Origin of the sequence: Comamonas sp. B21-038 (genome assembly GCF_022387135.1) — a bacterium.
In the GTDB taxonomy this organism is placed as follows: domain Bacteria; phylum Pseudomonadota; class Gammaproteobacteria; order Burkholderiales; family Burkholderiaceae_C; genus Comamonas; species Comamonas sediminis.
This window is the reverse complement of the sequence record NZ_CP092462.1, coordinates 300,715-324,462: the sequence shown is the minus strand read 5'-3', so window position 1 is coordinate 324,462 and position 23,748 is coordinate 300,715. Positions and strand designations below refer to the sequence as shown.

Below are 23,748 nucleotides of genomic sequence, written 5' to 3'. Positions count from 1 at the left end.
TGCAAGGAGACAATACGTGACGCCAGAGTCAACACTGGGGTTTACCCCGCTCGCCGGTTTCAAGGTCCTGGATTTGAGCCAGGGCGTGGCCGGCCCCTACTGCGCCCAGCTGCTCGCCCACCAGGGCGCCGAGGTCATCAAGGTCGAGCCCGCCCAGGGCGACTGGGGCCGCCATGTGGGGGTGGCCCGCAACGGCCACAGCACCTTGTCCAGCACCTACAACGCGGGCAAGCAAAGCCTGGCGGTCGATGCGAAGCACCCCGAGGGCAAGGCGCTGATCCTGCAGCTGGCGCGTGATGCCGATGTGGTGGTGCAGAACTTTCGCCCCCAGGTCGTAGAACGCCTGGGCCTGGACTTTGCCGCGCTGCAGGCGCTGGGGCTGGAGCCGGTCTATGTATCGATCAGCGGCTATGGCGCAGACGGCCCCTTTGCCGACAACCCGGCGACCGACTCGGTGATGCAGGCCGACACCGGGCTGATGAACAGCAACCGCGATGCCCAAGGCGCGCCGCAGCGCATCGGCTTCTTGCTGGCCGACATTGCCACCGGCGTGTATGCCGCGCAGGCCTGCACTGCCGCGCTGCTGCAGCGCCTGAAGACGGGCAAGGGCCAGCATGTGGAGCTGAACCTGTTCAACGTCTGCTGCGCGCTGCAATCGACGGCGCTGTCTGAAGAGGTGCTGGGCGGCCAGACCGTCAAGGCGGCCGTCAGCGCGCCCAATGGCATCTTTGATGCGGCCGATGGCCGTTTGACGATTCTGGCGCTGAACAACGAGCAGTTTCTGCGCATCGGCAAGGCGCTGGACCTGACCAGCTGGGACAGTGACCCGCGCTTTGCCAGCAATGCGCTGCGGCTGCAGCACAAGGCGCAGCTGCATGCCGACCTGGCCCGCGCCGTGGCAGACCGATCGCTGGCCGAGCTGCGCGCGCTGTTCCACCAGCACAGCGTGCTGCATGCGGTGGTGCATGGCGCGGCCGACGTGGTGCAGCACCCGCAGGCCCGGCACCTGGGCACGTTCAAGACCGTGCAGCAGCCCAGTTTTGGCGAGGTGCTGATGGCCGCCACCCCCTGGCCAGCCAAGCCCGATGCACCGCTGCCCGCACCGCGCATTGGTGCCGACAGCCAGCAGATTCTGCGCAGCCTGGGCCTGGCACCGGACGAGATCGACGCACTGGCGGCCCGCCAGGTGGTAGGCCTGTGAACGGAGCCGCACCCATGAAAGCCATTGTCTGCCGCAGCTTCGGCCTGCCCCGCGATGTGACCGCCGTCCAGACCACCGAGCCCCCCTCCGCCTTGGCTGCCGACGAGGTGCTGATCGACGTGCGCCATGCCACCGTCAGCCACGCCACCGGCCTGCTGATCGAGGGCAAATACCAAAAGACCCCGCCGCTGCCCTTTGTGCCCGGTACCGAAGGCGTAGGCCAGGTGCTGCAATGCGGCAGCGCCGTGCGCCATGTCCAGGTGGGCGACCCGGTCGTGTTCATCTGCGACTGGGGCGCCTATGCGCAGCTGGCCAAGGTGCATGCCAGCACCGTGTATGCCGTGCCGGCGGGGCTGGATCCGCTGCGTGCGCTGGCGCTGCCGATCTCCTACGGCACGGCCTATACCGCCTTGCACTGGCGTGCGGCGCTGCAGGCGGGCGACAGCCTGCTGGTGCTGGGTGCCGGCTCGGGCGTGGGCGCGGCGGCCGTGGAGCTGGCCGCCCAGGTGCCTGGCGTGCAGGTCATTGCCTGCGCCAGCAGCGAAGACAAGCGCCAGGCGGCCCTGCGCCATGGCGCACAGCACGCCGTCGATCCGCAGCACCTGATCGAGCAGGTCAAGGCGGTGACCGCTGGCAAAGGCGCGACGCTGGTGTTTGACCCGGTGGGTGGCGACCTGCTGCTGCAGGCGCTGCGCTGCACCGCGCAGAACGGGCGCATCGTCATCATCGGCTTTGCCAGCGGCACGATCCCCAAGGTGCCGATGAATATTGCGCTGGTCAAGAACCTGACGATCCATGGCTTTTTCTATGGCCAGTACATCGGCTGGACGCCCGCCAACGAGCGCCAGCGCCATGCCGCCGCCATGCAGGCCATGATGGCCGCGCTGTTTGAGATGGCCCACCGCGACGCCATCCATCCCGACATCTCGCGGGTGTATGCCATGGACCAGCTCTGCGATGCGCTGGATGCGCTGCACAGCCGCGAGGTGCTGGGCAAGGTCGCGCTACAAATACAAGGAGACAAGACATGAGACAACGCCATTCAGCGCAGCGCCGCCAGGCCCTGCAATCGCTGCTGCATTCCGGCCTGGGCATTGCCCTGCTGGGCAGCGGCCTGCCCGCCGCCAACGCGGCATCGGCGGCCGACTACCCGGCCTCGACCATCCGCATGGTGATCCCCTACCCGCCCGGCGGCCCCACCGACCTGGTCGGCCGCCTGGTCGCGATCTCGATGGGCGAGAGCCTGAAGCAGACCATCTTCATCGACAACAAGCCCGGTGCCAGCGGCATGGTGGGCGCGGCCCAGGTCGCCAAGGCCCAGCCCGATGGCTACACCTTGCTGGCCAATGCCTCGCTGCAGGTGATCAACCCCTCGGTCTACGACAAGGTGCCGTATGACTCCTTCAACGATTTTGCGCCGATCACGCAGATTGTCGATGTGCCGCTGGTGCTGGTGGTCAACAGCGAGCTGCCGGTGTCGAACGTGCAGGAGCTGGTGGCCTACCTGAAAAAGAGCAAGGGCACGGTCAACTTTGGCTCGGCCGGCAATGCCTCGTCGCAGCACCTGTCGGGCGAGCTGTTCAAGCTCAAGACCGGCATCGCGATGCAGCATGTGCCCTACAAGGGCAGCTCGCCGGCGCTCACCGATCTGATGGGCGGCCAGATCCAGCTGATGTTCGATTCGATGCCCTCGGCGATGCCCTTTATCACCTCGGGCAAGCTCAAGGCGCTGGCCGTCACCACCGCCAAGCGCTCCAGCTCGCTGCCGCAGATTCCGACGATGCAGGAGTCGGGCATTGCCGACTATGCCACCAGCACCTGGTACGGCCTCTGGGCCCCCAAGAACACGCCGCCCGAGATCGTGGGCAAACTGGCCCAGGCTGCGCAGCAGGCCTTGCGCAAGCCCGAGGTGGCCGCGCAGTACCAGCGCATGGGCGCCGAGCCGGTCGGATCGAGCCCGCAGGAGTTTCTGGCCTATATGCGCAGCGAAGAAAAGAAATGGGCCGAGATTGTGAAACGCTCGGGCGCGCGGGCGGATTAACCCACGGCACGCATCGCCATCGCTGGCTTGCGCACCCACAGCACCGCCGCTGCCGCCACCAGGCAGGCAGCGCCTGCGACAAACAATGCGGGCGAGTACGACGACAGCACCGAGCGCGCCAGGCCTGCGCCATAGGCGGCCACCGCAGCACCGAGCTGGTGGGCGGCAAATACCCAGCCAAACACCAGCGCTGCGCGCTCGGGCCCGAACTCGCTGGCCACCAGCTTGACGGTGGGCGGCACGGTCGCAATCCAGTCCAGCCCATAGAACACCGCAAACAGCGACAGGCCGGCGACCGTGAACTCGGAGTACGGCAGCCAGAACAGCGACAGCCCGCGCAGGCCGTAGTACCAGAACAGCAGCTTGCGGCTGTCATAGCGGTCCGACAGATAGCCCGACAAGGTCGTGCCCACCAGATCAAAAATGCCCATCATCGCCAGCACCGAGGCGGCTGGCACCGGGCCGAGGCCATAGTCACCGCAGAGCGAGACAAAGTGGGTCTGGATCAGCCCATTGGTGCTGAGCCCGCAGATGAAGAAGGTGCCCGCCAGAATCCAGAAGGCCGGCACGCGCGCGGCAGCGGCCAAGGTGCTGAACGGCAGGCCCCAGCTGGCGCGGGGTGCAGGCGCGGCAGGCGCTGCAGCCGGGTCAGCACCATAAGGGGCCAGCTGCATCTGGGCCGGGCTGTCGCGCATGAACAGCAGCACCAGCACCAGCACCACGGCCGATGCCGCCACCACTGGCAGCAAGGCCCAGCGCCAGCCGTACTGCGCAATCAGCCAGGCAGCAGCCGGCAAGAACAGCAGCTGGCCGGTGGCACTGCTGCCCGCCAGCAAACCCATGACTAGGCCCTTGCGCTGCACAAACCAGCGGTTGGCCACCGTGGCACCCAGCACCATCGCAGTCAGGCCCGTGCCCATGCCCAGCACAATGCCCCAGAGCACAAAGGCCTGGCCCAGGTTGTGCATGAACAGGCCCAGCAGCAAGGCACTGGCAATCACCGCCGCAGCCAGCGCCACCACACGCGATACGCCATAGCGCAGCAAAATGACGGCTGCAAAGGGCCCCAGCAGGCCATACAGCGCAAAGCGGGTGGCGAACACCGAGGACAGATCACGCACGCTCCAGCCAAACTCGACGGCCAGCGGCTGCATGAGCACCCCCGGCAACCCCAGCGCCGCCGAGGTGACCAGCATGGCCAGGAAGGTGATGGCGGCAATCACCCAGGCGTAATGGATGCCATGGCGCTGGAGCAGCACGGCGAGTCGGGAAGCGAGCATGTTATTGGACTTTATCGACGGAGGGGCTACAATGATAGCGATCACAATCAAAAACTGTCAAGCACAGGTTCAAGCAGGGTATTTGCGATGAAAGTCACCAAGGAACAAGCGCAACAGAACCGCCAGGCACTGCTGGATGCCGCCGCTGCACTGTTCAAGGAACGCGGCATTGATGGCACGGGCGTGGCCGATATCTGCCAGCAGGCGGGCCTGACGCAGGGCGCCTTGTACAAGCATTTCAGCGACAAGCAGGACCTGGCCGCCCAGGCGCTGGCCTATGGGTTTGGGCAAGGCTTTGGCCGGGTCAAGCAGGCCAGTGAAAAGAGCGACCATGCAATGACCACCTACCTGGACAGCTACCTCAACCCCCAGGTGCGCGATGACATGACCCGGGGCTGCCCGCTGGTCTCCACCGCCTGCGATGCGGGCCGCCAGAGCGAGGCGGTCAGCCGCAGTTTTAGCGATGGCTTTGCCGAGCTGCGCGCCGGCATTGAGGCGGCCTTGCCAGCCAGCGCCGACCCGCAGCAGCGCCAGGCGCTGGCCAGCACCCTGGTGGCAGCACTGGTGGGCGCGATGGCCATCTCGCGCGGCGTCGTCAAGTCCGATCCGGCACTCGCCGACGAGGTGCTGCAGCAGGTGCGTGCGGTGGTGGAAGGGCTCAGCGCCAAGCCCTGAACGCCGCAATGCCAAAAGCAAAAGGCCGCCAACCTGGCTAATCCGGGTTGGCGGCCTTCTTCGTCGCGGGTAGCTGGGGCTCAACACCTCAGCGTCAGCGTTCCCTCATGACTGCAGGTACACCACATGGCTATGGGTGTACTCATAGAGCCCATGCTTGCCATCGGCACCCCCGACACCCGACTTGCGCACACCGGCATGGAAGCCTTGCATGGCCTCGAAGTTCTCGCGGTTGATGTAGGTCTCGCCAAAGTCGATCTCGCGCATCGCCTGCATGGCCTTGGACAGGTCGCGGGTGTAGAGCGAGGACGTGAGGCCGTATTCGCAGTCGTTGGCCAGCGCAATCGCCTCGTCCAGGTCTTCGACCACCTGGATCGGCAGCACCGGGCCGAAGATTTCCTTGCGCATGATCTCCATGTCGGCGCGGCAGCCGGCCAGCACCGTGGGCTGGTAGTGGAAGCCGGCACCCAGATCGGCCACCTGGCCACCGGTCACCAGCTGCGCGCCATCGGCCAGCGCACGGCGCACCTTGGCGTCCACACTGTCCAGGCCCTTCTGGTTGATCAGCGGGCCCATCTCCACATCGGCCTGCGCAATCGGGTCGCCATAGCGGGTGGCGGCCATCGCCTTGGCGATGCGTGCGGTGAACTCGTCGGCCACCTGGCGCTGCACATAGACGCGCTCGGCACAGTTGCAGACCTGGCCGGTGTTGATGATGCGCGAATCACGGATGGCCTTGACGGCCAGGTCCAGGTCGGCATCGGCCAGCACAATCGCGGGCGCCTTGCCGCCCAGCTCCAGGTTGAGCTTGGTGATGTGCGGCGCAGCGGCTGCAGCAATGCGCTCGCCGGTGCCCACGCTGCCGGTGAAGCTGATCATGTCCACCCCGGCATGGGCCGACAGCGCGCCACCGGTGCCGCCCTGGCCATAAACCACGTTGAACACGCCGGCCGGCAGCTCGCATTGGGCCAGCAGTTCAGTGAAGGCATGGCAGTTGATAGGGGTCTCTTCGCTGGGCTTGATGACGATGGTGTTGCCGGTGAGCAGCGCCGGCGCCATCTTGCGTGCGATCAGGAAGAAGGGGAAGTTCCAGGGCAGGATCCCGGCCACCACGCCCATCGGCTTGCGCAGCAGAAAGATCTGCTCGTTGGCCCGGTCGCTGCTGATGACTTCGCCTTCGATGCGGCGCGCCCATTCGGCCATGTAGTCCAGGTAGTCGGCCGTGAAGTTCACCTCCACCTCGGCCAGGCCCAGCACCTTGCCCTGCTCTTCGGTGATGGTGCGCGCAATGCGCGCGACGTTCTCGCGCAGGCGGGCGGCAATGCGGCGCAGGTACTGCGCACGCTCGATCGCAGGGCGGCGCGCCCAGGCCTTTTGCGCGCCGCGCGCTGCCGCAATCGCGCGGTCCACATCGGCCTGGGTGGACAGCGGCGACTGCGCCAGCAGCGCGCCGGTGGCAGGGTTGCGGACCTCGTGCAGCTCGGCGCTGTCGCTGAACGCACCGGCCATGTAGTTGCGCAAAACAGGGGTGGTGGGCATGGGTTCGTCCTCAGTAGGTGGTAGAGACAATGGCCGGCTGGCTGGGCGCACGGTAGCGCGCCAGGTTGGCCACGGCGGCCTGGCGCATCAGGCTGATATCGATGGCCACCGCCACAAAGCGGCAGCCCCATTCGGTGTAGCGGCGGGCATCTTCTTCACGCGGCGCCAGAATGCCGCAGGCCTTGCCATGGGCCATGGTGGTCTCGACGGTGCGGCGTATGCAGTCCTGCACCTCCGGCTGGCTGGCATCGCCGGCATGGCCCATGCCGGTGGACAGGTCTGCCGGGCCGATGAAGACGGCATCGACACCGTCGACGGCGGCAATCTCGGCCGCGTTCTCGACGCCCAGGCGCGACTCGATCTGCACGACCAGGCAGAGCTGCTCATGCGCGGTGCGGATGTAGTCAGGCACCGCATCCCAGCGCGTGGCGCGGGTCAGGCCGCCGCCCACACCCCGGATGCCATGCGGCGGGTAGCGCATGGCCTGCACCAGCGCGCGGGCCTGCTCGGCCGTCTCGACCATCGGCACCATCAGGGTCTGCACGCCGGCATCCAGCAGCTGCTTGATCAGCACCGCATCGCCATGCACAGCGCGTACCACCGGGTGCGTGGCATAGGGCGCCACGGCCTGCAGCTGCGCGAGCAGGGTCGGCACGGTATTGGGCGCATGCTCGCCATCCACCAGCATCCAGTCGTAGCCGGTGGTGGCGATGATCTCGGCCGCATAGGGCGTGGCAAAGCCGGCCCAGATACCGTAGAGCGGCTCGCTGCGGCGCAGCGCGGCCTTGAAGGGGTTCAATGGCAAATCCATAGGATGTCTCCTGGCTGGCCCGTCGGCGCGGGCCCATCAATGGCTGATCAATGGCTGATCAATGGCTGATCAATGGCTGATCAATGGTTGATCAATGGGTATAGGGGCGGTGCAGTTCGCAGGCGGGGTTCAACTCCACACCAAAGCCGGGCTTGTCCAGTGCCGACAGGCGCATGCGGCCCTGCACCGGCACCGGTTCGCCCAGCAGCTGCGGGTGGAACATCGGCACGACCTCGTCGGCCTTGGGGGCCATCATCAGGAACTCGGCAAAGGGGCTGTTGTGGCGCGTGGCCACAAAGTGGTAGCTGTAGACGCTGGAGCCATGCGGAATCACCAGCGCCTGGTGGGCATCGGCCAGCGCCGAGATCTTGAGCAGCTCGGTGATGCCGCCGCACCAACCAACATCGGGCTGGATGATGTCGCAGCAGCCCATCTCCAGCAGCTGGCGAAAGCCCCAGCGCGTGGCCTCATGCTCGCCGGTGGTCACCAGCATGCCGGTGGGCACGTTCTTCTTCAGCGCGGCATAACCCCAGTAGTCATCGGGCGGCAGTGCCTCTTCGATCCACTTGAGGCCGTACTCCTGCGCACCTTGGGCCAGGCGGGTGGCGTAGTTCAGGTCCAGGCTCATCCAGCAGTCCAGCATCAGCCAGAAGTCCGGACCCACGCGCTCGCGCATCGTGGCCAGTTCCTCCAGGTTGCGGCGCAGGCCTTCTTCGCCTTCGGCCGGCCCATGGTGCAGGGGCATCTTGCCGCCGATAAAGCCCATCTTCTGCGCCAGATCGGGGCGCGCACCGGTGGCGTAGAACTGCAGCTCATCGCGCACCGCGCCGCCCAACAGCTGGTGCACCGGCTCGCCGCGCACCTTGCCCAGCAAATCCCACAGCGCCAGGTCCACCCCGGAGATGGTGTTGATCACGATGCCCTTGCGGCCGTAGTACAGGGTGGACCAGTACATCTGGTCCCAGATGCGTTCGATGTCGGTGACCTTGGCGCCTTCCAGAAAACGCGCCAGGTGCTTCTCGACGATATAGGCTGCGGGCTCGCCGCCGGTGGTGACGGCAAAGCCGACGTTGCCAGCGCTGTCTTCGATTTCCACGACCAGGGTGCCCAGCACATTGATGCCGAAGCTGCGGCGGCTCTGGCGGTACTCCGGGTACTTGGCCATCGGCGTGGCGATGTGGTCGTCGATCCAGTGGCCATCGGCCTGGTCGTGGTAGTCGGCACCGCCCCCTTTCAGGGTATAGGCGCGCACTTGCTTGATGGTGGGGATCTGGCTCATGGTGTTGTTTGCTCCTTATGCAATTTAGGCAGCGGCCTGGGGCTGCAGCGCAGCGGGCGCCAGGCGGGCCCGGATGCCCAGCACCAGCAGCGCTGCCAGTACCGTTGTGCCTGCCAGCAGGTACAGGCCTGCGGCGGGTGAGTGGAAATGGCCCTCGGCCCAGTTCTTGACGATGGGGGCGACAAAGCCGCCGACAGCGCCCAGTGAATTGATCAGCGCAATACCACCCGCTGCGGCAGCGCCGGCCAGCGTGTTGGCAGGAAAGGTCCAGAACACCGGCTGCACCGCGATAAAGCCTGCCGCCGCAAAGCACAGGGCTGCGACACCCAGCAGCGGGCTGGAGAAACTCACCGAGGCGGCCATGCCGATCGCAGCAACGAGCAAGGTCATGCTGGCCACGCTGCGGGGCTTTTGGCTGCGCTGGGCAAGGCCGGGTACCCACCAGGCCGCCAGCAGCGCGCACAGCCAGGGGATGGCCGAGACCAGGCCCACCTGCAGACCCACCTTGGTACCCAACAGGCCCGCCACCTGGCTGGGCAGGTAGAACACCACGCCGTAGACGCTGGCCTGGATCAGCAGATAGACCAGCGCCAGATACAACACGCGTGGCTGGCACATGGCAGTGAGCAGGCTGTGCTGGTGGCCGCCCTTGGCGCGCTCTTCGCTGTCGATGATCTCCTGCACCTGGCGGCGCTCGTCGGCCGTCAGCCACTGGGCGTCGGCCGGGCGGTTGGTCAGGTAGAAATACGACCAGATACCGACGGCCACGGCCATCAGGCCTTCCACGGCAAACAGCCATTGCCAGCCGTGCCAGCCGCCCATGCCATCGAGCTCCAGCAGCAGGCCCGACAACGGGCTGCCAAAGATGAAGGCCAGCGGCGCGCCGAAGTAGAAAAAGCCCATCGCCTGCGCCCGGTGCGCAGCGGGGAACCAGTAGGTGAGGTACAGGATGACGCCGGGGAAGAAGCCCGCCTCGGCCACGCCCAGCAGGAAGCGCAGCACATAGAAGGTGGTCTCGTTATGGGCAAACATCATCGCGGCCGACACCAGGCCCCAGGTGACCATGATGCGGCACATCCAGATGCGTGCGCCGATGCGGTGCATGATCAGATTGCTGGGCACTTCGAGCAGCGCATAACCGACAAAGAACACGCCGGCACCAAACGCAAAGGCAGCGTCGCTGATGCCGGTATCGGCTTGGAAGGCCACCTTGGCAAAGCCCACATTGGCCCGGTCCAGAAAGGCCATGATGTACATCAGCAGCAGGAAGGGCAGCAGGCGCCAGGAGATCTTGGCGAGCAGGGGAGCGGGAAGTTTTTTCACGACAAATCCTTAAAGACAATGCGCGGCCAGCACGCCTGCGAAAGAGCAGGCGCTGCAGGAGCGAGAAAGGAGAAGCTGGCGTAGCGGTTGCTGCGCCGGTGGGGCGCGGCTAGCGCTAGCGCCGTCGTGGGGCGGGGGGTCTGAAAAAAGTGTGCGCGAAGGCGTTCATGTTTGTCTCCTGGAAGGGATATTCGTTCTTGTGTGGAGCTGAATGTACGCGCATGATTGATGCCTAACAAATCAAATTTCAGTCATATCCGATACCTTTTATTTATGTCTGCAAAACCCGCTTTACCGGCCACCCCACCGCTGCAACGCAGCCTGCTCAACCGGCTGCGCTACAAGCACCTGCACATGCTGGTGGCGCTGGGATCGAGCCTGAATCTGCACCGCGCCTCGATCAGCCTGTCGATGTCGCAACCGGCTGCCACGCGCATGCTGCGCGAGATCGAAGACATGTTTGGTTGCCAGCTGTTTGAGCGGCTGCCGCGCGGCATGCGCCCTACCGCGCTGGGCTTGCAGCTGGTGCGCTTTGCCGAGGCCTCGCTCAACAGCCTGGACCGCTGCGCCGAGGACCTGGCGGTGCGCCGACAAGGCGGTTATGGCTACCTGGCGATTGGCACCATCATGGGCGCGGCGCCCGACCTGGTGATGACGGCCGTGGCCGAGATGAAAGCGCAGAACCCGCAGCTGCGCCTGCGCATCATGGGCGACACCAGCGACCAGGTGCTGCGCCTGCTGGACCAGCGCCGCATTGACCTGGCCATTGCCCGCCGCCGCATTGCCGGCGACAGCGAGGCCTATGACTTTGAAGCGCTGGGCAATGAGCGCCTGCTGGTGGTGGTGCGCAGCGGCCATGTGCTGGCGCGGCGCCGCAAGCTGAGCTGGGAAGAGTTGGTGCGCAACTGGCCCTGGATACTGCAGCCGGCCAGCACGCCGGCACGCATCGCGCTGGACCAGCTGCTGCAGCAGCTGGAGCTGCCGGTGCCGGCCGACGTCACCGAGTGCAGCTCCGTCTATTCGATGCAGCAACTGGTGCAGCTGACCGATGCGGTGATGCTGCTGTCCGACTCGGCATTGAAGGACTATTTGCGCATGGGCCTGGTGAAGACCTTGCCGGTGCAGATCGATGTGCCGATGGCCCCGTTTGGCATGCTGACGCGCAAGGACCAGGAGGCCTCGCAGGAGCAGCAGCGCTTTATGGATCTGCTGCGCGAGCAGGCCCGGCACATGGCGGTTTGAGTGCGGCGCGGGCTCAGGCCAGATCAAGCGTTTTCAGCATCGCGGCCAAGGCCTCGCGGTCGGCCCCTTGCAAGGCGTGCAACGGCAGCGGCAGGCAGGGCGAGCGGACCAGGCCCATCAGCTCGGCCGCAGTCGCGACCGAGCGCAGGCTGCCGCCCTTTTGCTGGAACCAGGCCCACAGCGGCGCCAGGCGGTTGGACAGCGCCAGCGCCTGCTCTGCCTGGCCCGACAGCGCAGCGCGGGTGATCGCCAACGTGGTCTGGGGCCAGAGGCCGCCGATGACTGAATACCAGGCATCGCAACCCGCCACCAGGCCCTTGGCGCCTAAGGCATCGCCACTGACGCCAATGCTGACATGGGCCGGCACGACAGCGCGCAAGCGCTGCACACGTGCCTGGGCCTCGGCCGCATCTGCCGGCACGCCGGGGATCTTGATCGAGGCGATATGGGGCAGCTGCGCGATGCGGCCATGCAGCGCGTCGCTGAATTCAAAGCGCGTGGTGCCCGGGTTGTCATACACCACGATGGGCACCGACACCGCACGCGACACCGCCTGGAAGAGGCCATAGACCTCGTCGTCGGTCAGCTTTTGGTACGAGACCGGGGCCAGCAGCAGGCCGCTGGCACCGGCTTTTTGCGCATCATCGGCCAAGGCCAGCACATCCCGGGTGCGCAGCGCGCCAATGCCCACGACCACCGGCACGCCCTGGGCCTGCTCGACCGCCAGCGCTGCGACCTGCGCGCGTTCCGCCCGCGAGAGATAGGCATAGCTGCCGGTGGAACCCAGCGCGCCGATGGAATCGACACCAGCGGCCACCAGGCGCTGCACCAGTTGCGCCAATGCCGGCATATCGATGCCGTGCTCATCCATGGGGGTCAGTGGAAACGCACTCAAACCTTTGAACATTCTTTCATCCTGTCAAAACAGCTGCCGCACCCGAGCTGGGTCACGGCCAAGCCCGGATTGTGCGGCTCCAACTTCTGGTTAAAAATAGCCAGTTTTCAACAAAATCACTGGTCCAGTTGCCCGCGATGCCAGCACCTTCGTCCACCCGCCCCAGCAGCCGCAGCCTGTACCGCGACATCCGCGCGCGCATTGGCGATGGCAGCTACGCGGCCGGCATGGCCCTGCCCTCGACCCGGGTGCTGGCCGCTGAGCGGGGGGTGTCGCGCGGCACCGTGAGCCTGGTCTATGAGCAGCTGGCCTCGGACGGCTTTGTCGATACCCGGCCCGGGGCGGCCACGCGTGTGGCCGCAGGGGCTGCTGACCGCATCCGCGCCCAGGGCCGGGGTGCCGCGGCCTCCGAGCCCCAGCGCCAGCAGCCCGATAGCGGCCGCCTGTCCGCCTTTGCCCAGCGGCTGCAGGCCATGCCGCTGCGCCCGGCTGCGCCCGGTCCCGCTGGGGTGATCGACTTTGTCTACGGGCCGCTGGCGGGCCGCGACTTCCCCACCCTGCCCTGGCTCAAGGCCTTGCGCCGGGCAGAAGGCCTGCGCAGCCAGCGGCTGGAGTACGCATCGCCGCTGGGTGCGCCCGAGCTGCGCCAGGCGCTGCAGCAGCACCTGCACCAGACGCGCGGCCTGGCTTGCTCGACCGCGCAGATCCTGGTCGTCAACGGCTCGCAGCATGCGCTGGATCTCTGCGCGCGGCTGCTGCTCAACCCGGGCGATCCGGTGGTCGTCGAGAACCCCGGCTACCGCATGGCGCACCAGGTGTTTGAGGCCTATGGCGCGCAATTGCTCTGCGCCGATGTGGATGACGATGGCCTGCAGACCGCGCAACTGGCCGCGCTGACAGCGCAGGCGCCCGCCAGGCTGGCCTATGTGACGCCGGGCCACCAGTTTCCGCTGGGCGGCTACCTGCCGATGGCCCGCAGGCATGCGCTGCTCGACTGGGCCCATGCGCAGCGCTGCTGGGTGATCGAGGATGACTACGACAGCGACTACCGCTACGGCGTGCGGCCCGAGCCCAGCCTCCTATCGCTGGACAGCGCGGACTGCGTGATCCACGTGGGCACCTTCTCCAAAACCTTGTCGCCCCAGCTGCGCCTGGGCTATATGGTGCTGCCCCCGGCGCTGGCCAGCCTGTTTGCCCAGGCCAAGCTGCTGACCGACCGCCACACCGCCACCGGCCCCCAGCGCGCGCTGGCCCAGCTGATCGACGACGGCAGCTATGCCCGCCATGTGCGGCGCATGCGGCGCAAACAGCATGCGCGCCAGCAGGCCTTGCTGCAGGCGCTGGAGCGGCATCTGGGCACCCAGGTGCGCATACAGGGTGCGGCCAGCGGCCTGCATCTGTCGGTATGGTTCCCTGGTCTGGCCGCCAGCCAGGAGGCGCAGCTGGTGCAAGCGGCAGCGCAGCGCGGCGTGCGCGTCTACCCGATTAGCCCGCTGTACCGGCAGCCTGCCGGGCACGCCCAAGCCGGCGTGGTGATGGGCTATGCGCTGCTGGACCTGCCCGAGATTGAGCGGGGCGTGCAGCGCCTGGCCGAAGCGCTGCAGAGCCTGCGCTGATCAGGCATCCCACTGCAGGCAGCGCATGCTGATGGTGCCCGACTGAAAGCCCTCGAACACCTGGCGCGCCGGACCACTGCCGTGGGCGGCGCCCAGCGCATACAACAGGGGCCAGTAGTGGTCCGGCGTGGGCACGGCCATCCGGGCGGAAGCATGCAGCTGCTGGTAGGCCACCAGGGCCTCCTGGTTGCCTGCCAGCAAGGCCTGCTTGGCCGCTTCGTCAAACTGCTGGGCCCAGTCGCGGGCGGCCATCAGCCCTTCGGGCGCGCCGCGCACCGTTGCCCGCAGGTTGTGCACGATATTGCCGCTGCCGATGATCAGCACGCCCTGTGCGCGCAACGCAGCCAGCTCCCTGCCCACCGCATAGTGGTAAGGGCCGGGCTGGTTGTAGTCGATCGAGACCTGGAACACCGGCACGTCAGCCTGGGGATAGAGGTGGTGCAGAACCGTCCAGGTGCCGTGGTCCAGCCCCCATTGGTCCGTCAGCTGCGCCTGGCCGCTGCGTACCAGCGCGGCCGCCTTCGCCGCAAGCGCCGGGTGGCCGGCGGCCGGGTACTGCATCGCATGCAGCTCGGCCGGAAAGCCGGAGAAATCATGGATCGTGGCGGGCTTGTCGTTCACCGTCACCCCCGTGCTGCCGCGCGTGAGCCAGTGGGCCGACACCACCAGGATGGCGCTGGGCCTGGGCAGGCTGCTGCCCCAGTTTTGCAGATGCTGGGTAAAGGGGTTGGCGCTGATGGCATTCATCGGGCTGCCGTGGCCGATGAACAGCACCGGCATGTTGCGCGGCGGCTGTGGGCTGCGTGCCAGCGCTTCGCCCATCGGCAGCAGCGCAGCCATCACCGCAGACAGACTGCCAGACATAACCAGGGAGCGACGTGACAACATAGCGGCGAATACCAAAAAACAAAAGGCCGCTGTCTGAGGCGGCCCCGGGGCACAAGTTCCGCCGCAACCCACAAGAAAAATGCAGTGCTTGCCGGTAGGCATGCACTGCATGGGCTTAGATCGTCAGGCTATCAACGGATCAGATCGTGGCGTTGTCGATCACAAAGCGGTAGGCCACATCGCCGCGCAGCATGCGCTCGTAGGCGTCGTTGATCTCCTCGGCCTTGATCAGCTCGATGTCCGCCACAATTCCGTGCTCGGCGCAGAAGTCGAGCATCTCCTGGGTCTCGGGGATACCACCGATCAATGAACCTGCCAGGCTACGCCGCTTCATGATCAGACCAAACACGCCGGGCGAGGGATGCGGGGTCGACGGCGCACCCACCAGGGTCATCGTGCCATCGCGCTTGAGCAGATGGAAAAACGGGTCCAGGTCATGCGGCGCGGCGACGGTGTTGAGGATGAAGTCCAGGCTTTGCGCATGGGCGGCCATCTCATCGGCATTGCGTGAGACCACGACCTCGGCGGCGCCCAGCGCCCTGGCCGCATCGCGCTTGGATTCGGACGTGGTGAACGCCACCACATGCGCGCCCATCGCGTGCGCCAGCTTGATGCCCATATGGCCCAGCCCGCCAATGCCCACCACGCCCACCTTGTGGCCGGGCCCCACGCGCCAGTGGCGCAGAGGCGAATAGGTGGTGATGCCGGCGCACAGCAGCGGCGCCACAGCGGCCAGCTGTTCCGGTGGATGGCTGACCCGCAGCACATAGCGCTGGTGCACCACAATGCTTTGCGAATAGCCGCCCAGGGTATGGCCCGGCGCATCGGCGGTAGGCCCGTTGTAGGTGCCGACCATGTGGTTGCAGTAGTTCTCCAGCCCCATGCCGCAGTCCACACAGTGCTGGCAGCTGTCGACGATGCAGCCGACCCCGACCAGATCGCCCGGCTTGAACTCGGTGACGTCAGCCCCCACGGCCGCCACCTCGCCGACAATCTCATGCCCCGGCACACAGGGGTAGAGCGTGCCGGCCCATTCGGAGCGCACCTGGTGGATGTCGGAATGGCAGACACCGCAGTAGGCAATGCGAATCTGCACATCCTGGGCGCCTGGCGTTCGCCGCTCGATATGCAGCGCTTCAAGAGGTTGGTCACCCGCGTGGGCGCCATAGGCTTTGACAGTCATGATGAAGGTCCTATTCCGTTCGAGAAGTACCTCGCATGGCGCAGCGATGGCAGCACCAGCCGGCAGATGCACGGGGGCTGCCACGCTGCAGGGGCACCAACCGTGATGCGCACAGCGAGGCGCAGCCATCTTACGCCGCAAGCGTGGCAAATCGGTACGCAGTCGGGGAGCCATCGCCTCCGCCTTGATCTGGACCAACGCGCCACCGCCGCCCGGCGGGGTGCGACGGTGCGTGCCGCAGGTGCCGCGGCGCAGGATTGCCCTGGTACGCAAGTGGTTATTTGCGAATAATTCTCATTTGCGAATATGATCAACCCCAAGGTACAGCGATTGCCGCGGTTCCTTGTTTCATCGTGGGGCGACCTACTGGGTTTTCACTCCAGTGGTCGTTTTTGCTAGCCAGCGGTTTTCCATGTAGCCAGGCATTTTTTTCACGTTGAAGCGCTCCCTCCGTCTTTGCGACGCGCTCCGCACCAGCCCTTCCCATGGACCTTGCCAGGTCTGTGTTCCGGAAGCAGGCATCTGCCCTCGCGGCATGGCGATACTCTCTCTCCCTTCTGATCCATCGCGCTGCTGATGTACTGGCAGGGCCGCTGCTGCTACCGCCATCGGGCTATACCCGATGATTCAGAAAAGTAGGCAAGTGCTAACATCCAACCCAATTATCTGGAGTTGGCATGAAAATATTCATTTCATGGATCACCAAGTCGCTGCTTGTTTTGATGGCCACGCTGGGCTTGCAGGCGGTGCAGGCGCAGGGCCTTAACTTCAGCAGAGGCAGCATCGATTTCGACAATACGGTGGCAGGCAGCATCTCGCCAGAGGAAACCGTGACGGTGCAATTCTTCGGCCCTATTCCACCCTTATTGAACGTCAACAGCATCACGCCCCCCGCCAACCCCGCTTTTACAGTCGTTAACAACAGTTGTCTTGAAGGCCTCTACCCGCAATTTGAGCCTTGCACGATCACATTCACGTTCACCGCACCCACTATGGCTGGCCCGGTGTCCGACACCTTCAGTTTTGAAAGTACGGAGTTGGGCGTCGAGTCCATCATCCTGCGGGGCTCATCAGACGGCGCCATCCCTCAGACCATTACATTTACCTCTACCCCGCCCGATCCCGCGCCAGTGGGAGGCAGCTACGACATCGCGGCGACCGGTGGTGAGTCTGGAGAGCCGGTGGTCTTCTCGATTGACGCTTCGGCAGCTGAGATTTGCTCCGTCACGAACAGCACGGTGAGCTTCCTCAGCGTGGGCACCTGTATGGTCAATGCGAACCAGGCAGGCAATGGTGCTTATTTCGCTGCACCCCAAGAGCAGCAAAGCTTTGCGGTGACCGCAGCCCCGACCGCCAACCCCGGCACGCCCGAGCCAGTCCCCGCACTGGGCACCTGGGCAGCAATGCTGCTGTCAGCCTTGCTGGCTGGGGCCATGGCCGTGCTACAGCTGCGCCGCAAGGGCCGCAGGCCTTCAGGGTCCTAGGTCACCGACAGCACTTCCAACTGCTGCTCGACCTGTGCCACTTCCAGCGTCACTTCATCCCCCTCAGCCTTGCCCAGCAGCGCCTTGCCCAAGGGCGCTTGGCTGTTGATGACCTGGATGGTTTCAGCACCGATGAGCAGCTTCATATTTCCCCCTTCAGGGCCGAGAAAGATCTGCTGCTGTTTCTCATCCGCACCCAGCAGACAAACCAGCGCACCCAGCTGTATGCCTTGGCTGGCGCTATAGGGCTGCGGGCGAAAGAGCCGCCACTGGACCAGCGCCTCGCGGATGGCTTCTGCGCGGCGCGCCTGGCCCGTCGCCAGGTAGGCCGCTTCCAGGCCCAAGGTGTCGTACTTGTTTTCGGCAATGTTTTCCTCATGCGTTGCCGCTTCATGCGCAACGCTCACTGCCTGCTCGACCTGCAACAGGTCCGCCGCAAGCCGCTCCAGCACCTGCTGCTGCAACCAGGATTTGTCCACCATGAGAAATGGGCCTCTCGAACATATTGGGGGCTGATTATGAACGGCTCCTTCCCGTTGGATACCAACTCTACCGAGCTTGCGCTGAAATTTGGATTGTAATAACATAGTTATAACCAAGGAGTGACTATGCAGCTCACCATTCGCGCATTCGGCAACAGCAAGGGAGTCGTGTTACCGAAAGCCTTGCTGGCTCAGGCCGGCCTGGACACAGCACAGGTAGCTGACGTCGAAGTCATCGATGGATCGATCGTCATCAAGGCTCAGCCTGCTTTACGCAGCGGCTGGGCAGAGGCTGCGGCTGCCATAGCTCAATCGAATGATGACCGTCTTGTCATGGGCGAGTTCGGCAACGCAGCGGATGCAGATCTTGTTTGGGGAGAAGAAACCTCCAGCCCGCAACTTACCGGGGGACCTGTCGAATGGTGAACGCAAGCCACTGTGTCAAGCGCGGTGAAATCTGGCTCATCAATCTTGATCCCACACAGGGCAAGGAAATCCAGAAGACGCGCCCTTGCGTGGTGCTGTCGCCCGATGAAATGAACCTCGCATTGGGCATCGTTACGGTCGCACCGATGACAACCGGCAGCCATGCTGCCCCATTCCGCATTCCGGTGACATTTCAAAGCAGCAAGGGACTGATTCTTTTGGACCAGATGCGAGCAGTAGACAAGTCACGCCTCATTGATAAACGGGGCGATCTGAAAACCCACGTAACGCAAGCTTGTCTCAAGGCACTGCAGGAGATGTATTCCTGACGCCCCTTGCAATGGACCAGGCCCAGGGCGAGGCCTGAGCTCTACCAGGCAATCGGCGCCGCTTTGCCAGCAAGACAGCGCACAAGCTATGCACATAAGCACCAATAAAAAAGCCGCACAGCATCAAAAATGATAGCTGTGCAGCCAATGAATATGGTAGGGCGTGAGGGACTTGAACCCGCGACCAAAGGATTATGAGTCCTCTGCTCTAACCAACTGAGCTAACGCCCCGGCACCACCACTTGCCGGGATCCCCGGCGAGTGAAGCTTTGCATTCTAGCGTTTATTTCGGATGGCTCAGTGCGTTGGAGACGAGCTTTGAGGTGATTCCAACGATCTGGATCATCTTCTCGTAAGGCATGCGTTTGGGGCCGATGACGCCCAGGGTGCCGACCACTTTGCCGTTGACCTGGTAGGGGGTGCTGACCACCGAAAGCTCCTCGACGGACAGCAGCTGGCTCTCGCCGCCGATGTAGATTTGCACTCCTTCGGCGCGGTTGGAATTCTCCAGCAAGTGCAGGATCTGGGTCTTTTGTTCGAACAGGTCAAAGGCCCGGCGCAAGTTGGTCATGTCGTTGCTGAAATCGCTGACGGCCAGCAGGTTGCGCTCGCCGGCAATCACCAGTTCATGCGGGGCGGCTTCGGCATCTTCATCCACATTCACCGCCGCCAGCATCAGCGCGGCAATCTCGTCGCGCAGGCTGTCGACTTCCTTGCGCAACAGCTGGCGCACCTGCTCCATCGCCAGTCCGGCGTAATGGGCATTGAGGTAGTTGGCGGTCTCGATCAGCTGGCTCTGGGAGTAGTCCGATTCGGTGAAGATCACGCGGTTTTGCACATCGCCTTCGGGCGAGACCAGGATCAGCAGGATGCGCTTTTCCGACAGGCGCAAGAACTCGATATGCCGGAACGAGGAGCTTTTGCGCGGCGCCTGCACCACACCGACAAACTGCGACAGCTCCGACAGCACGCCTGCGGCGCTGGTGATGACCTTTTGCGGCTGCTCAGGCGCAATTTCGGCGGCGACGACCTGGTCCGCGTCCACCGTCAGCATCGTGTCGACAAACAGGCGGTAGCCCTTGGCGGTGGGAATGCGGCCGGCGGAGGTGTAGGGGCTGGCGATCAGGCCCAGGCTTTCGAGGTCGGCCATTACGTTGCGGATGGTGGCCGGCGAAAAATCCAGCCCGGGCTCCTGCGTGAGTGCACGGGATCCCACCGGATGGCCATCCGCAATATAGCGTTCCACCAGGGTTTTGAGCAGCAGCCGGGCACGGTCATCGAGCATGGGCGCATTTTATCCGTGTCCGCCGGTCCTGGCGGCAGGTATTGCGCGGACCAAGGGTAATGCAGGGGCCGGGGCAGTGCCGGATGCCCGAACGCCGGAACGCCGGAACGCCGGAAGGGCTGCGCTGCTCTGGATTTTTGTAGCCATGCAACAATGGCGCTGTGGCTGCCCGGTGCGTCTGCCTGCACACGCCCGAGTGGCTTCAGGCCCAGCCCTGGCTACCGGCGCGGCATGCCTTCGCAGGGCAGGCAGCAGCTGCAACCTGGGGCTGCTCAAGAAATTCAAAAAGATTGCGTCACTTTGGTGATGTAATTTGCGTATGCAGTCTCGCTTTCAACACATTGCCCTGATCGGCAAACACCATGCGCCCCCCACTGCCGAGGTGCGCCAGCAGTCCTATGCGGCCTTCAGCCAGATCGCCTGCTATATCGAGGCCCAGGGCGGCACTGCATTCCTGGAGAAGGAAACCGCCGCCTTCACCGGCATGGAACACTACCCCACGCTCAGCATGCAGCAGATCGGTGAGCGCTGCGACCTGGTCATCGTGCTGGGCGGTGACGGCACCATGCTCGGTGTGGGACGTGAGTTGGCCCAGTACAACACGCCGTTGGTCGGCATCAACCAGGGGCGCCTGGGCTTTGTGACCGACGTGCCGCTGCAGACCTTCATGGGCCCGCTGTCGGCCATTCTGGCCGGCGAATACGAAGAAGAAGTGCGCTCGATGATCCACGCCCGCGTGATGCGCGAAGGCCAATGCGTCTTCGAGGCCCTGGCCTTCAACGATGTGGTGGTGAACCGGGGTGGTACCTCGGGCATGGTCGAGCTGCGGGTCGAGGTCGATGGCCAGCTGGTCGCCAACCAGCGTGCGGACGGTCTGATCATTGCGACGCCGACGGGCTCGACCGCCTATGCGCTGTCGGTCGGCGGCCCCATCGTGCACCCGACGGTGCCTTGCTGGGTGATGGCGCCGATTGCGCCCCACATGCTGTCCAACCGGCCCAGCGTGATTCCGGACACGCAGGAAATTTCGATCGAGGTGATTGGCGGGCGCGATGTCGCTGCCAATTTCGACATGCAGTCGCTGGCCTCGATCCTGCGCGGTGACAAGATTCTGGTGCGCAGCGCGCCGCACAAGGCGCGCTTTCTGCACCCCCGGGGCTGGAACTACTACGCCACCTTGCGCAAAAAGCTGGGCTGGAACGAAGGGGGCATCACGCCATGAGCCTCAGACGCATTGGCTTGCGTGATTTCGTCATCGTCGAGCAGCTGGAGGTGGATTTCCAGACCGGTTTCACGGCGCTGACGGGCGAGACGGGCGCCGGTAAATCGATCCTGATCGATGCATTGCAGCTGGTGCTGGGGCACCGCGCCGACACCGGCTTTGTGCGCCAGGGCGCCAGCCGCGCCGAGTTGATGGCCGAGTTCGATACGCCCGCCACGCTGGAAGGCTTTCTCAGCGACAACGACATGCCGGGCGAAGAAACCCTGCTGCTGCGCCGCGTGATCGATGCGCAGGGCAAGAGCAAGTTCTGGATCAATGGCGTGCCCGCCACCGCCACGCAGCTGCGCAGCATTGCCGGCGCGCTGGTCGATATCCATGGCCAGCATGCCTGGCAGGGGCTGACCCAGCCCGAATCGGTGCGCCAGCTGCTCGATGCCTATGCCGGCGCCGACAGCACGCCCACCCAGCGCGCCTACGCGCAGTGGCGCAGTGCCGACAAGGCCTTGCAGCAGGCCCGCAGCATGGAAGAAACCCACCAGCGCGAGCGCGAACGCCTGCTCTGGCAGATTGCCGAAATCGACAAGCTCGCGCCCGGCCCGCAGGAATGGGAAGAGCTCAACACCCAGCACGGACGCCTGTCCAATGCCCAGGCCTTGATGGATGCGGCCAACAACGCCATCGCCAGCCTGGAAGGCGAAGACGGTGGCGCCATCACGCAGGTCAACCGCAGCCTGCACGCGCTGCAGGACCAGGCCCATGTGGAGCCCGGTTTCTCCGCGATGGCCGAGTCGCTGGAGTCGTGTCTGGCCCAGCTCGAAGACGTGATGCGCTCGCTCAACGGCTACCTGCGCCATGCGGAGCTGGACCCGGACAAGCTCGAACAGCTGGACCAGCGCCTGGGCAGCTGGATATCGCTGGCGCGCCGCTACAAGCGTGCGCCCGAAGACCTGCCCGCGCTGCTGCAGGGCTGGCATGCCGAGCTGCTGGCGCTGGAGGCCTCGTCCGACATGGTGCAGCTCACCAAGAATGCCCAGCAGGCGCAGGAGGCCTACCAAAAGGTAGCCGCCACGCTGAGCCAGGCGCGCCAACAGGCGGCCAAGCGCCTGTCCAAGGCCATCACTGCGGCGATGCAGGACCTGGGCATGGCCGGCGGCCGTTTTGTGGCCCAGGTCAGCCCGGCGCGCGAACCGCGCAGCGATGGCATCGACGATGTGGAGCTGCTGGTGGCCGGCCACCCGGGCACCGACCCCAAGCCGATCGCCAAGGTGGCCTCGGGCGGCGAGCTCTCGCGCATCTCGCTGGCAATTGCGATCTCGACCAGCCAGCTCGGCCAGGCACCCACACTGATCTTTGACGAGATCGACTCGGGCATTGGCGGCGCCGTGGCCGATTCGGTCGGCCGTGTGATGCGGGCACTGGGGCGCGACCGACAGGTGCTGGCCGTGACCCACCTGGCCCAGGTGGCCGCGCGCGGCGACCACCATCTGCTGGTGGCCAAGCAACGCAGCAAGGGTGGCACCACCAGCCATATCCGCACCGTGGCCGATGACGAACGGATCAATGAAATTGCCCGCATGCTCGGCGGCGAGAACCTGTCTGCGACGAGCCGGGCCCATGCCCAAGAGATGATTGCCGGAGGAATGAATGACCGTTAAGACATCCCTCTCACAGCCGCTCGAAGTGGTGGTCATTACCGGCATGGCCGGCTCGGGCAAGTCCGTGGCGCTGCACGCGCTTGAAGACGTGGGCTACTACTGTGTGGACAACTTTCCGCCCGAGCTGCTGCAGGCGCTGGTGTCGCTGGAGCAGTGGCAGCATGGCAGCCGCGTGGCCATCGCCATCGATGCGCGCAGTGCCAAGGGCCTGTACCTGGTGCCTGCGCAGCTCGACCGCCTGCGCGCCGCTGGCGCCCAGGTTCGGCTGATCTACATGGACGCGCAGCGCGATACGCTGATGCGCCGCTTTTCCGAAACCCGCAGGCGCCATCCGCTGACCAACGAAAAACTGCAGGAAGGCCCGCGCGCGCTGGTGCAGATGATTGAGGAAGAGCGCGCGTTGCTGGCCGATCTGCGCGAACAGGCCCATGTCATCGACACCAGCAATATGCGCGGCTCGCAGCTGCAAGCGCAGATCAAGGACTGGATCCAGGCACCGCAATCGAGCCTGACCTTGCTGTTCCAGTCCTTTGGCTTCAAGCACGGCATTCCGATCGACAGCGATTACATGTTCGATGTGCGCATGCTGCCCAACCCTTACTACGAGCCCGAGCTGCGACCGCACACGGGATTGGAAGCGCCGGTCGCCAACTTTCTGGCTCAGCAGCCCAAGGTGCTGCAGATGCAAAACGACATCATCAACTTTCTGGACAACTGGCTGCCGGAGCTGGTGAAAAACCACCGCAGCTACGCTACGGTATCGGTGGGCTGCACCGGTGGCCAGCACCGCTCGGTCTACCTGGTCAATGCGCTGGCCCAGCACTTTGGAGACCGCTGGACCACCTTGCAGCGCCACCGCGAACTGGGCGCCAAGCACAGCGGATAAAGCCTT

22 protein-coding genes and 1 tRNA gene are annotated in these 23,748 nt (G+C 65.0%); 12 read left to right on the top strand and 11 right to left on the bottom strand.

The window, feature by feature from the left end; translation table 11 throughout:
- The first annotated feature begins 16 nt into the window (after positions 1 to 16).
- From MJ205_RS01480 to MJ205_RS01470, 3 genes are read left to right on the top strand one after another with little or no spacing between them, the layout of a single operon-like run.
- Complete coding sequence (locus MJ205_RS01480) at positions 17 to 1,201, top strand: CaiB/BaiF CoA transferase family protein (RefSeq protein ID WP_239810870.1); 1,185 nt, start codon at positions 17 to 19, stop codon at positions 1,199 to 1,201.
- Positions 1,202 to 1,215: 14 nt separating this feature from the next.
- Positions 1,216 to 2,232, top strand: coding sequence for an NADPH:quinone oxidoreductase family protein (locus tag MJ205_RS01475; protein WP_239810869.1), 1,017 nt, complete (start codon positions 1,216 to 1,218; stop codon positions 2,230 to 2,232).
- Positions 2,229 to 3,242 carry a Bug family tripartite tricarboxylate transporter substrate binding protein gene (locus tag MJ205_RS01470; RefSeq protein ID WP_239810868.1) on the top strand — a complete coding sequence of 338 codons (1,014 nt, stop codon included), beginning with the start codon at positions 2,229 to 2,231 and terminating at the stop codon, positions 3,240 to 3,242. Before MJ205_RS01475 ends, MJ205_RS01470 begins: the two co-directional genes overlap by 4 nt.
- On the opposite strand, the gene MJ205_RS01465 is transcribed toward MJ205_RS01470, so the two are convergent.
- Positions 3,239 to 4,522, bottom strand: a complete 1,284-nt coding sequence (locus MJ205_RS01465; protein WP_239810867.1) for an MFS transporter — start codon at positions 4,520 to 4,522, stop codon at positions 3,239 to 3,241. The two genes, MJ205_RS01470 and MJ205_RS01465, sit on opposite strands and share 4 nt — an antisense overlap.
- A gap of 87 nt (positions 4,523 to 4,609) precedes the next feature.
- Between MJ205_RS01465 and MJ205_RS01460 the strand changes: the two genes are divergently transcribed.
- Positions 4,610 to 5,197, top strand: a complete 588-nt coding sequence (locus tag MJ205_RS01460) for a TetR/AcrR family transcriptional regulator (protein ID WP_239810866.1) — start codon at positions 4,610 to 4,612, stop codon at positions 5,195 to 5,197.
- 105 nt (positions 5,198 to 5,302) lie between these two features.
- Here MJ205_RS01460 and aldA read toward each other — a convergent pair whose 3' ends face one another.
- From aldA to MJ205_RS01440, 4 genes are all read right to left on the bottom strand, one after another.
- Positions 5,303 to 6,736 (bottom strand): aldehyde dehydrogenase, encoded by a 1,434-nt coding sequence (aldA, locus tag MJ205_RS01455; RefSeq protein ID WP_239810865.1) that lies wholly within the window; start codon positions 6,734 to 6,736, stop codon positions 5,303 to 5,305.
- A 10-nt stretch (positions 6,737 to 6,746) separates the two neighbouring features.
- Complete coding sequence (locus MJ205_RS01450) at positions 6,747 to 7,547, bottom strand: HpcH/HpaI aldolase family protein (RefSeq protein WP_239810864.1); 801 nt, start codon at positions 7,545 to 7,547, stop codon at positions 6,747 to 6,749.
- Between the two features lie 91 nt (positions 7,548 to 7,638).
- On the bottom strand, positions 7,639 to 8,826 hold the full coding sequence (gene rhmD, locus MJ205_RS01445) for an L-rhamnonate dehydratase (RefSeq protein WP_239810863.1): 1,188 nt from the start codon (positions 8,824 to 8,826) through the stop codon (positions 7,639 to 7,641).
- A gap of 24 nt (positions 8,827 to 8,850) precedes the next feature.
- Positions 8,851 to 10,149, bottom strand: a complete 1,299-nt coding sequence (locus tag MJ205_RS01440) for an MFS transporter (protein WP_239810862.1) — start codon at positions 10,147 to 10,149, stop codon at positions 8,851 to 8,853.
- 273 nt (positions 10,150 to 10,422) lie between these two features.
- On the opposite strand from MJ205_RS01440, the gene MJ205_RS01435 reads away from it, so the two are divergent.
- Positions 10,423 to 11,391 (top strand): LysR family transcriptional regulator, encoded by a 969-nt coding sequence (locus tag MJ205_RS01435; RefSeq protein ID WP_239810861.1) that lies wholly within the window; start codon positions 10,423 to 10,425, stop codon positions 11,389 to 11,391.
- Positions 11,392 to 11,404: 13 nt separating this feature from the next.
- On the opposite strand, the gene MJ205_RS01430 is transcribed toward MJ205_RS01435, so the two are convergent.
- Positions 11,405 to 12,298: a dihydrodipicolinate synthase family protein gene (locus MJ205_RS01430; protein ID WP_239810860.1), complete on the bottom strand. Its 894-nt coding sequence runs from the start codon at positions 12,296 to 12,298 to the stop codon at positions 11,405 to 11,407.
- 125 nt (positions 12,299 to 12,423) lie between these two features.
- On the opposite strand from MJ205_RS01430, the gene pdxR reads away from it, so the two are divergent.
- Positions 12,424 to 13,902, top strand: a complete 1,479-nt coding sequence (gene pdxR / locus MJ205_RS01425; protein WP_239810859.1) for a MocR-like pyridoxine biosynthesis transcription factor PdxR — start codon at positions 12,424 to 12,426, stop codon at positions 13,900 to 13,902.
- Here pdxR and ygiD read toward each other — a convergent pair whose 3' ends face one another.
- Positions 13,903 to 14,766 (bottom strand): 4,5-DOPA-extradiol-dioxygenase, encoded by an 864-nt coding sequence (ygiD, locus tag MJ205_RS01420; RefSeq protein ID WP_239810858.1) that lies wholly within the window; start codon positions 14,764 to 14,766, stop codon positions 13,903 to 13,905. It abuts the gene before it with no gap.
- Positions 14,767 to 14,929: 163 nt separating this feature from the next.
- Complete coding sequence (locus MJ205_RS01415; protein ID WP_239810857.1) at positions 14,930 to 15,973, bottom strand: NAD(P)-dependent alcohol dehydrogenase; 1,044 nt, start codon at positions 15,971 to 15,973, stop codon at positions 14,930 to 14,932.
- A gap of 677 nt (positions 15,974 to 16,650) precedes the next feature.
- On the opposite strand from MJ205_RS01415, the gene MJ205_RS01410 reads away from it, so the two are divergent.
- Positions 16,651 to 17,457: an IPTL-CTERM sorting domain-containing protein gene (locus MJ205_RS01410; RefSeq protein WP_239810856.1), complete on the top strand. Its 807-nt coding sequence runs from the start codon at positions 16,651 to 16,653 to the stop codon at positions 17,455 to 17,457.
- Here the strand turns inward: MJ205_RS01410 and MJ205_RS01405 are convergent.
- Positions 17,454 to 17,936 (bottom strand): GreA/GreB family elongation factor, encoded by a 483-nt coding sequence (locus MJ205_RS01405; RefSeq protein ID WP_239812630.1) that lies wholly within the window; start codon positions 17,934 to 17,936, stop codon positions 17,454 to 17,456. The two genes, MJ205_RS01410 and MJ205_RS01405, sit on opposite strands and share 4 nt — an antisense overlap.
- Positions 17,937 to 18,065: 129 nt before the next feature.
- On the opposite strand from MJ205_RS01405, the gene MJ205_RS01400 reads away from it, so the two are divergent.
- Both MJ205_RS01400 and MJ205_RS01395 read left to right on the top strand, forming a co-directional pair.
- On the top strand, positions 18,066 to 18,365 hold the full coding sequence (locus MJ205_RS01400; RefSeq protein WP_239810855.1) for an AbrB/MazE/SpoVT family DNA-binding domain-containing protein: 300 nt from the start codon (positions 18,066 to 18,068) through the stop codon (positions 18,363 to 18,365).
- Positions 18,359 to 18,694: a type II toxin-antitoxin system PemK/MazF family toxin gene (locus tag MJ205_RS01395; protein ID WP_239810854.1), complete on the top strand. Its 336-nt coding sequence runs from the start codon at positions 18,359 to 18,361 to the stop codon at positions 18,692 to 18,694. Before MJ205_RS01400 ends, MJ205_RS01395 begins: the two co-directional genes overlap by 7 nt.
- 154 nt (positions 18,695 to 18,848) lie before the next feature.
- On the opposite strand, the gene MJ205_RS01390 is transcribed toward MJ205_RS01395, so the two are convergent.
- Positions 18,849 to 18,925 (bottom strand) — tRNA-Ile (locus MJ205_RS01390).
- Positions 18,926 to 18,977: 52 nt separating this feature from the next.
- Complete coding sequence (gene hrcA / locus MJ205_RS01385; RefSeq protein WP_239810853.1) at positions 18,978 to 19,979, bottom strand: heat-inducible transcriptional repressor HrcA; 1,002 nt, start codon at positions 19,977 to 19,979, stop codon at positions 18,978 to 18,980.
- A 319-nt stretch (positions 19,980 to 20,298) separates the two neighbouring features.
- Here hrcA and MJ205_RS01380 point away from each other — a divergent pair, with 319 nt between their 5' ends.
- The 3 genes from MJ205_RS01380 to rapZ are packed head-to-tail and all read left to right on the top strand — an operon-like array spanning position 20,299 to position 23,742.
- Positions 20,299 to 21,201: an NAD kinase gene (locus MJ205_RS01380; protein ID WP_239810852.1), complete on the top strand. Its 903-nt coding sequence runs from the start codon at positions 20,299 to 20,301 to the stop codon at positions 21,199 to 21,201.
- Positions 21,198 to 22,856, top strand: coding sequence for a DNA repair protein RecN (recN, locus tag MJ205_RS01375; protein ID WP_239810851.1), 1,659 nt, complete (start codon positions 21,198 to 21,200; stop codon positions 22,854 to 22,856). The genes MJ205_RS01380 and recN overlap by 4 nt, the downstream gene beginning before the upstream one ends.
- Entirely contained in the window at positions 22,846 to 23,742 is an 897-nt protein-coding gene (gene rapZ / locus MJ205_RS01370; RefSeq protein ID WP_239810850.1) for an RNase adapter RapZ, read from the top strand. The genes recN and rapZ overlap by 11 nt, the downstream gene beginning before the upstream one ends.
- Positions 23,743 to 23,748 lie beyond the last annotated feature (6 nt).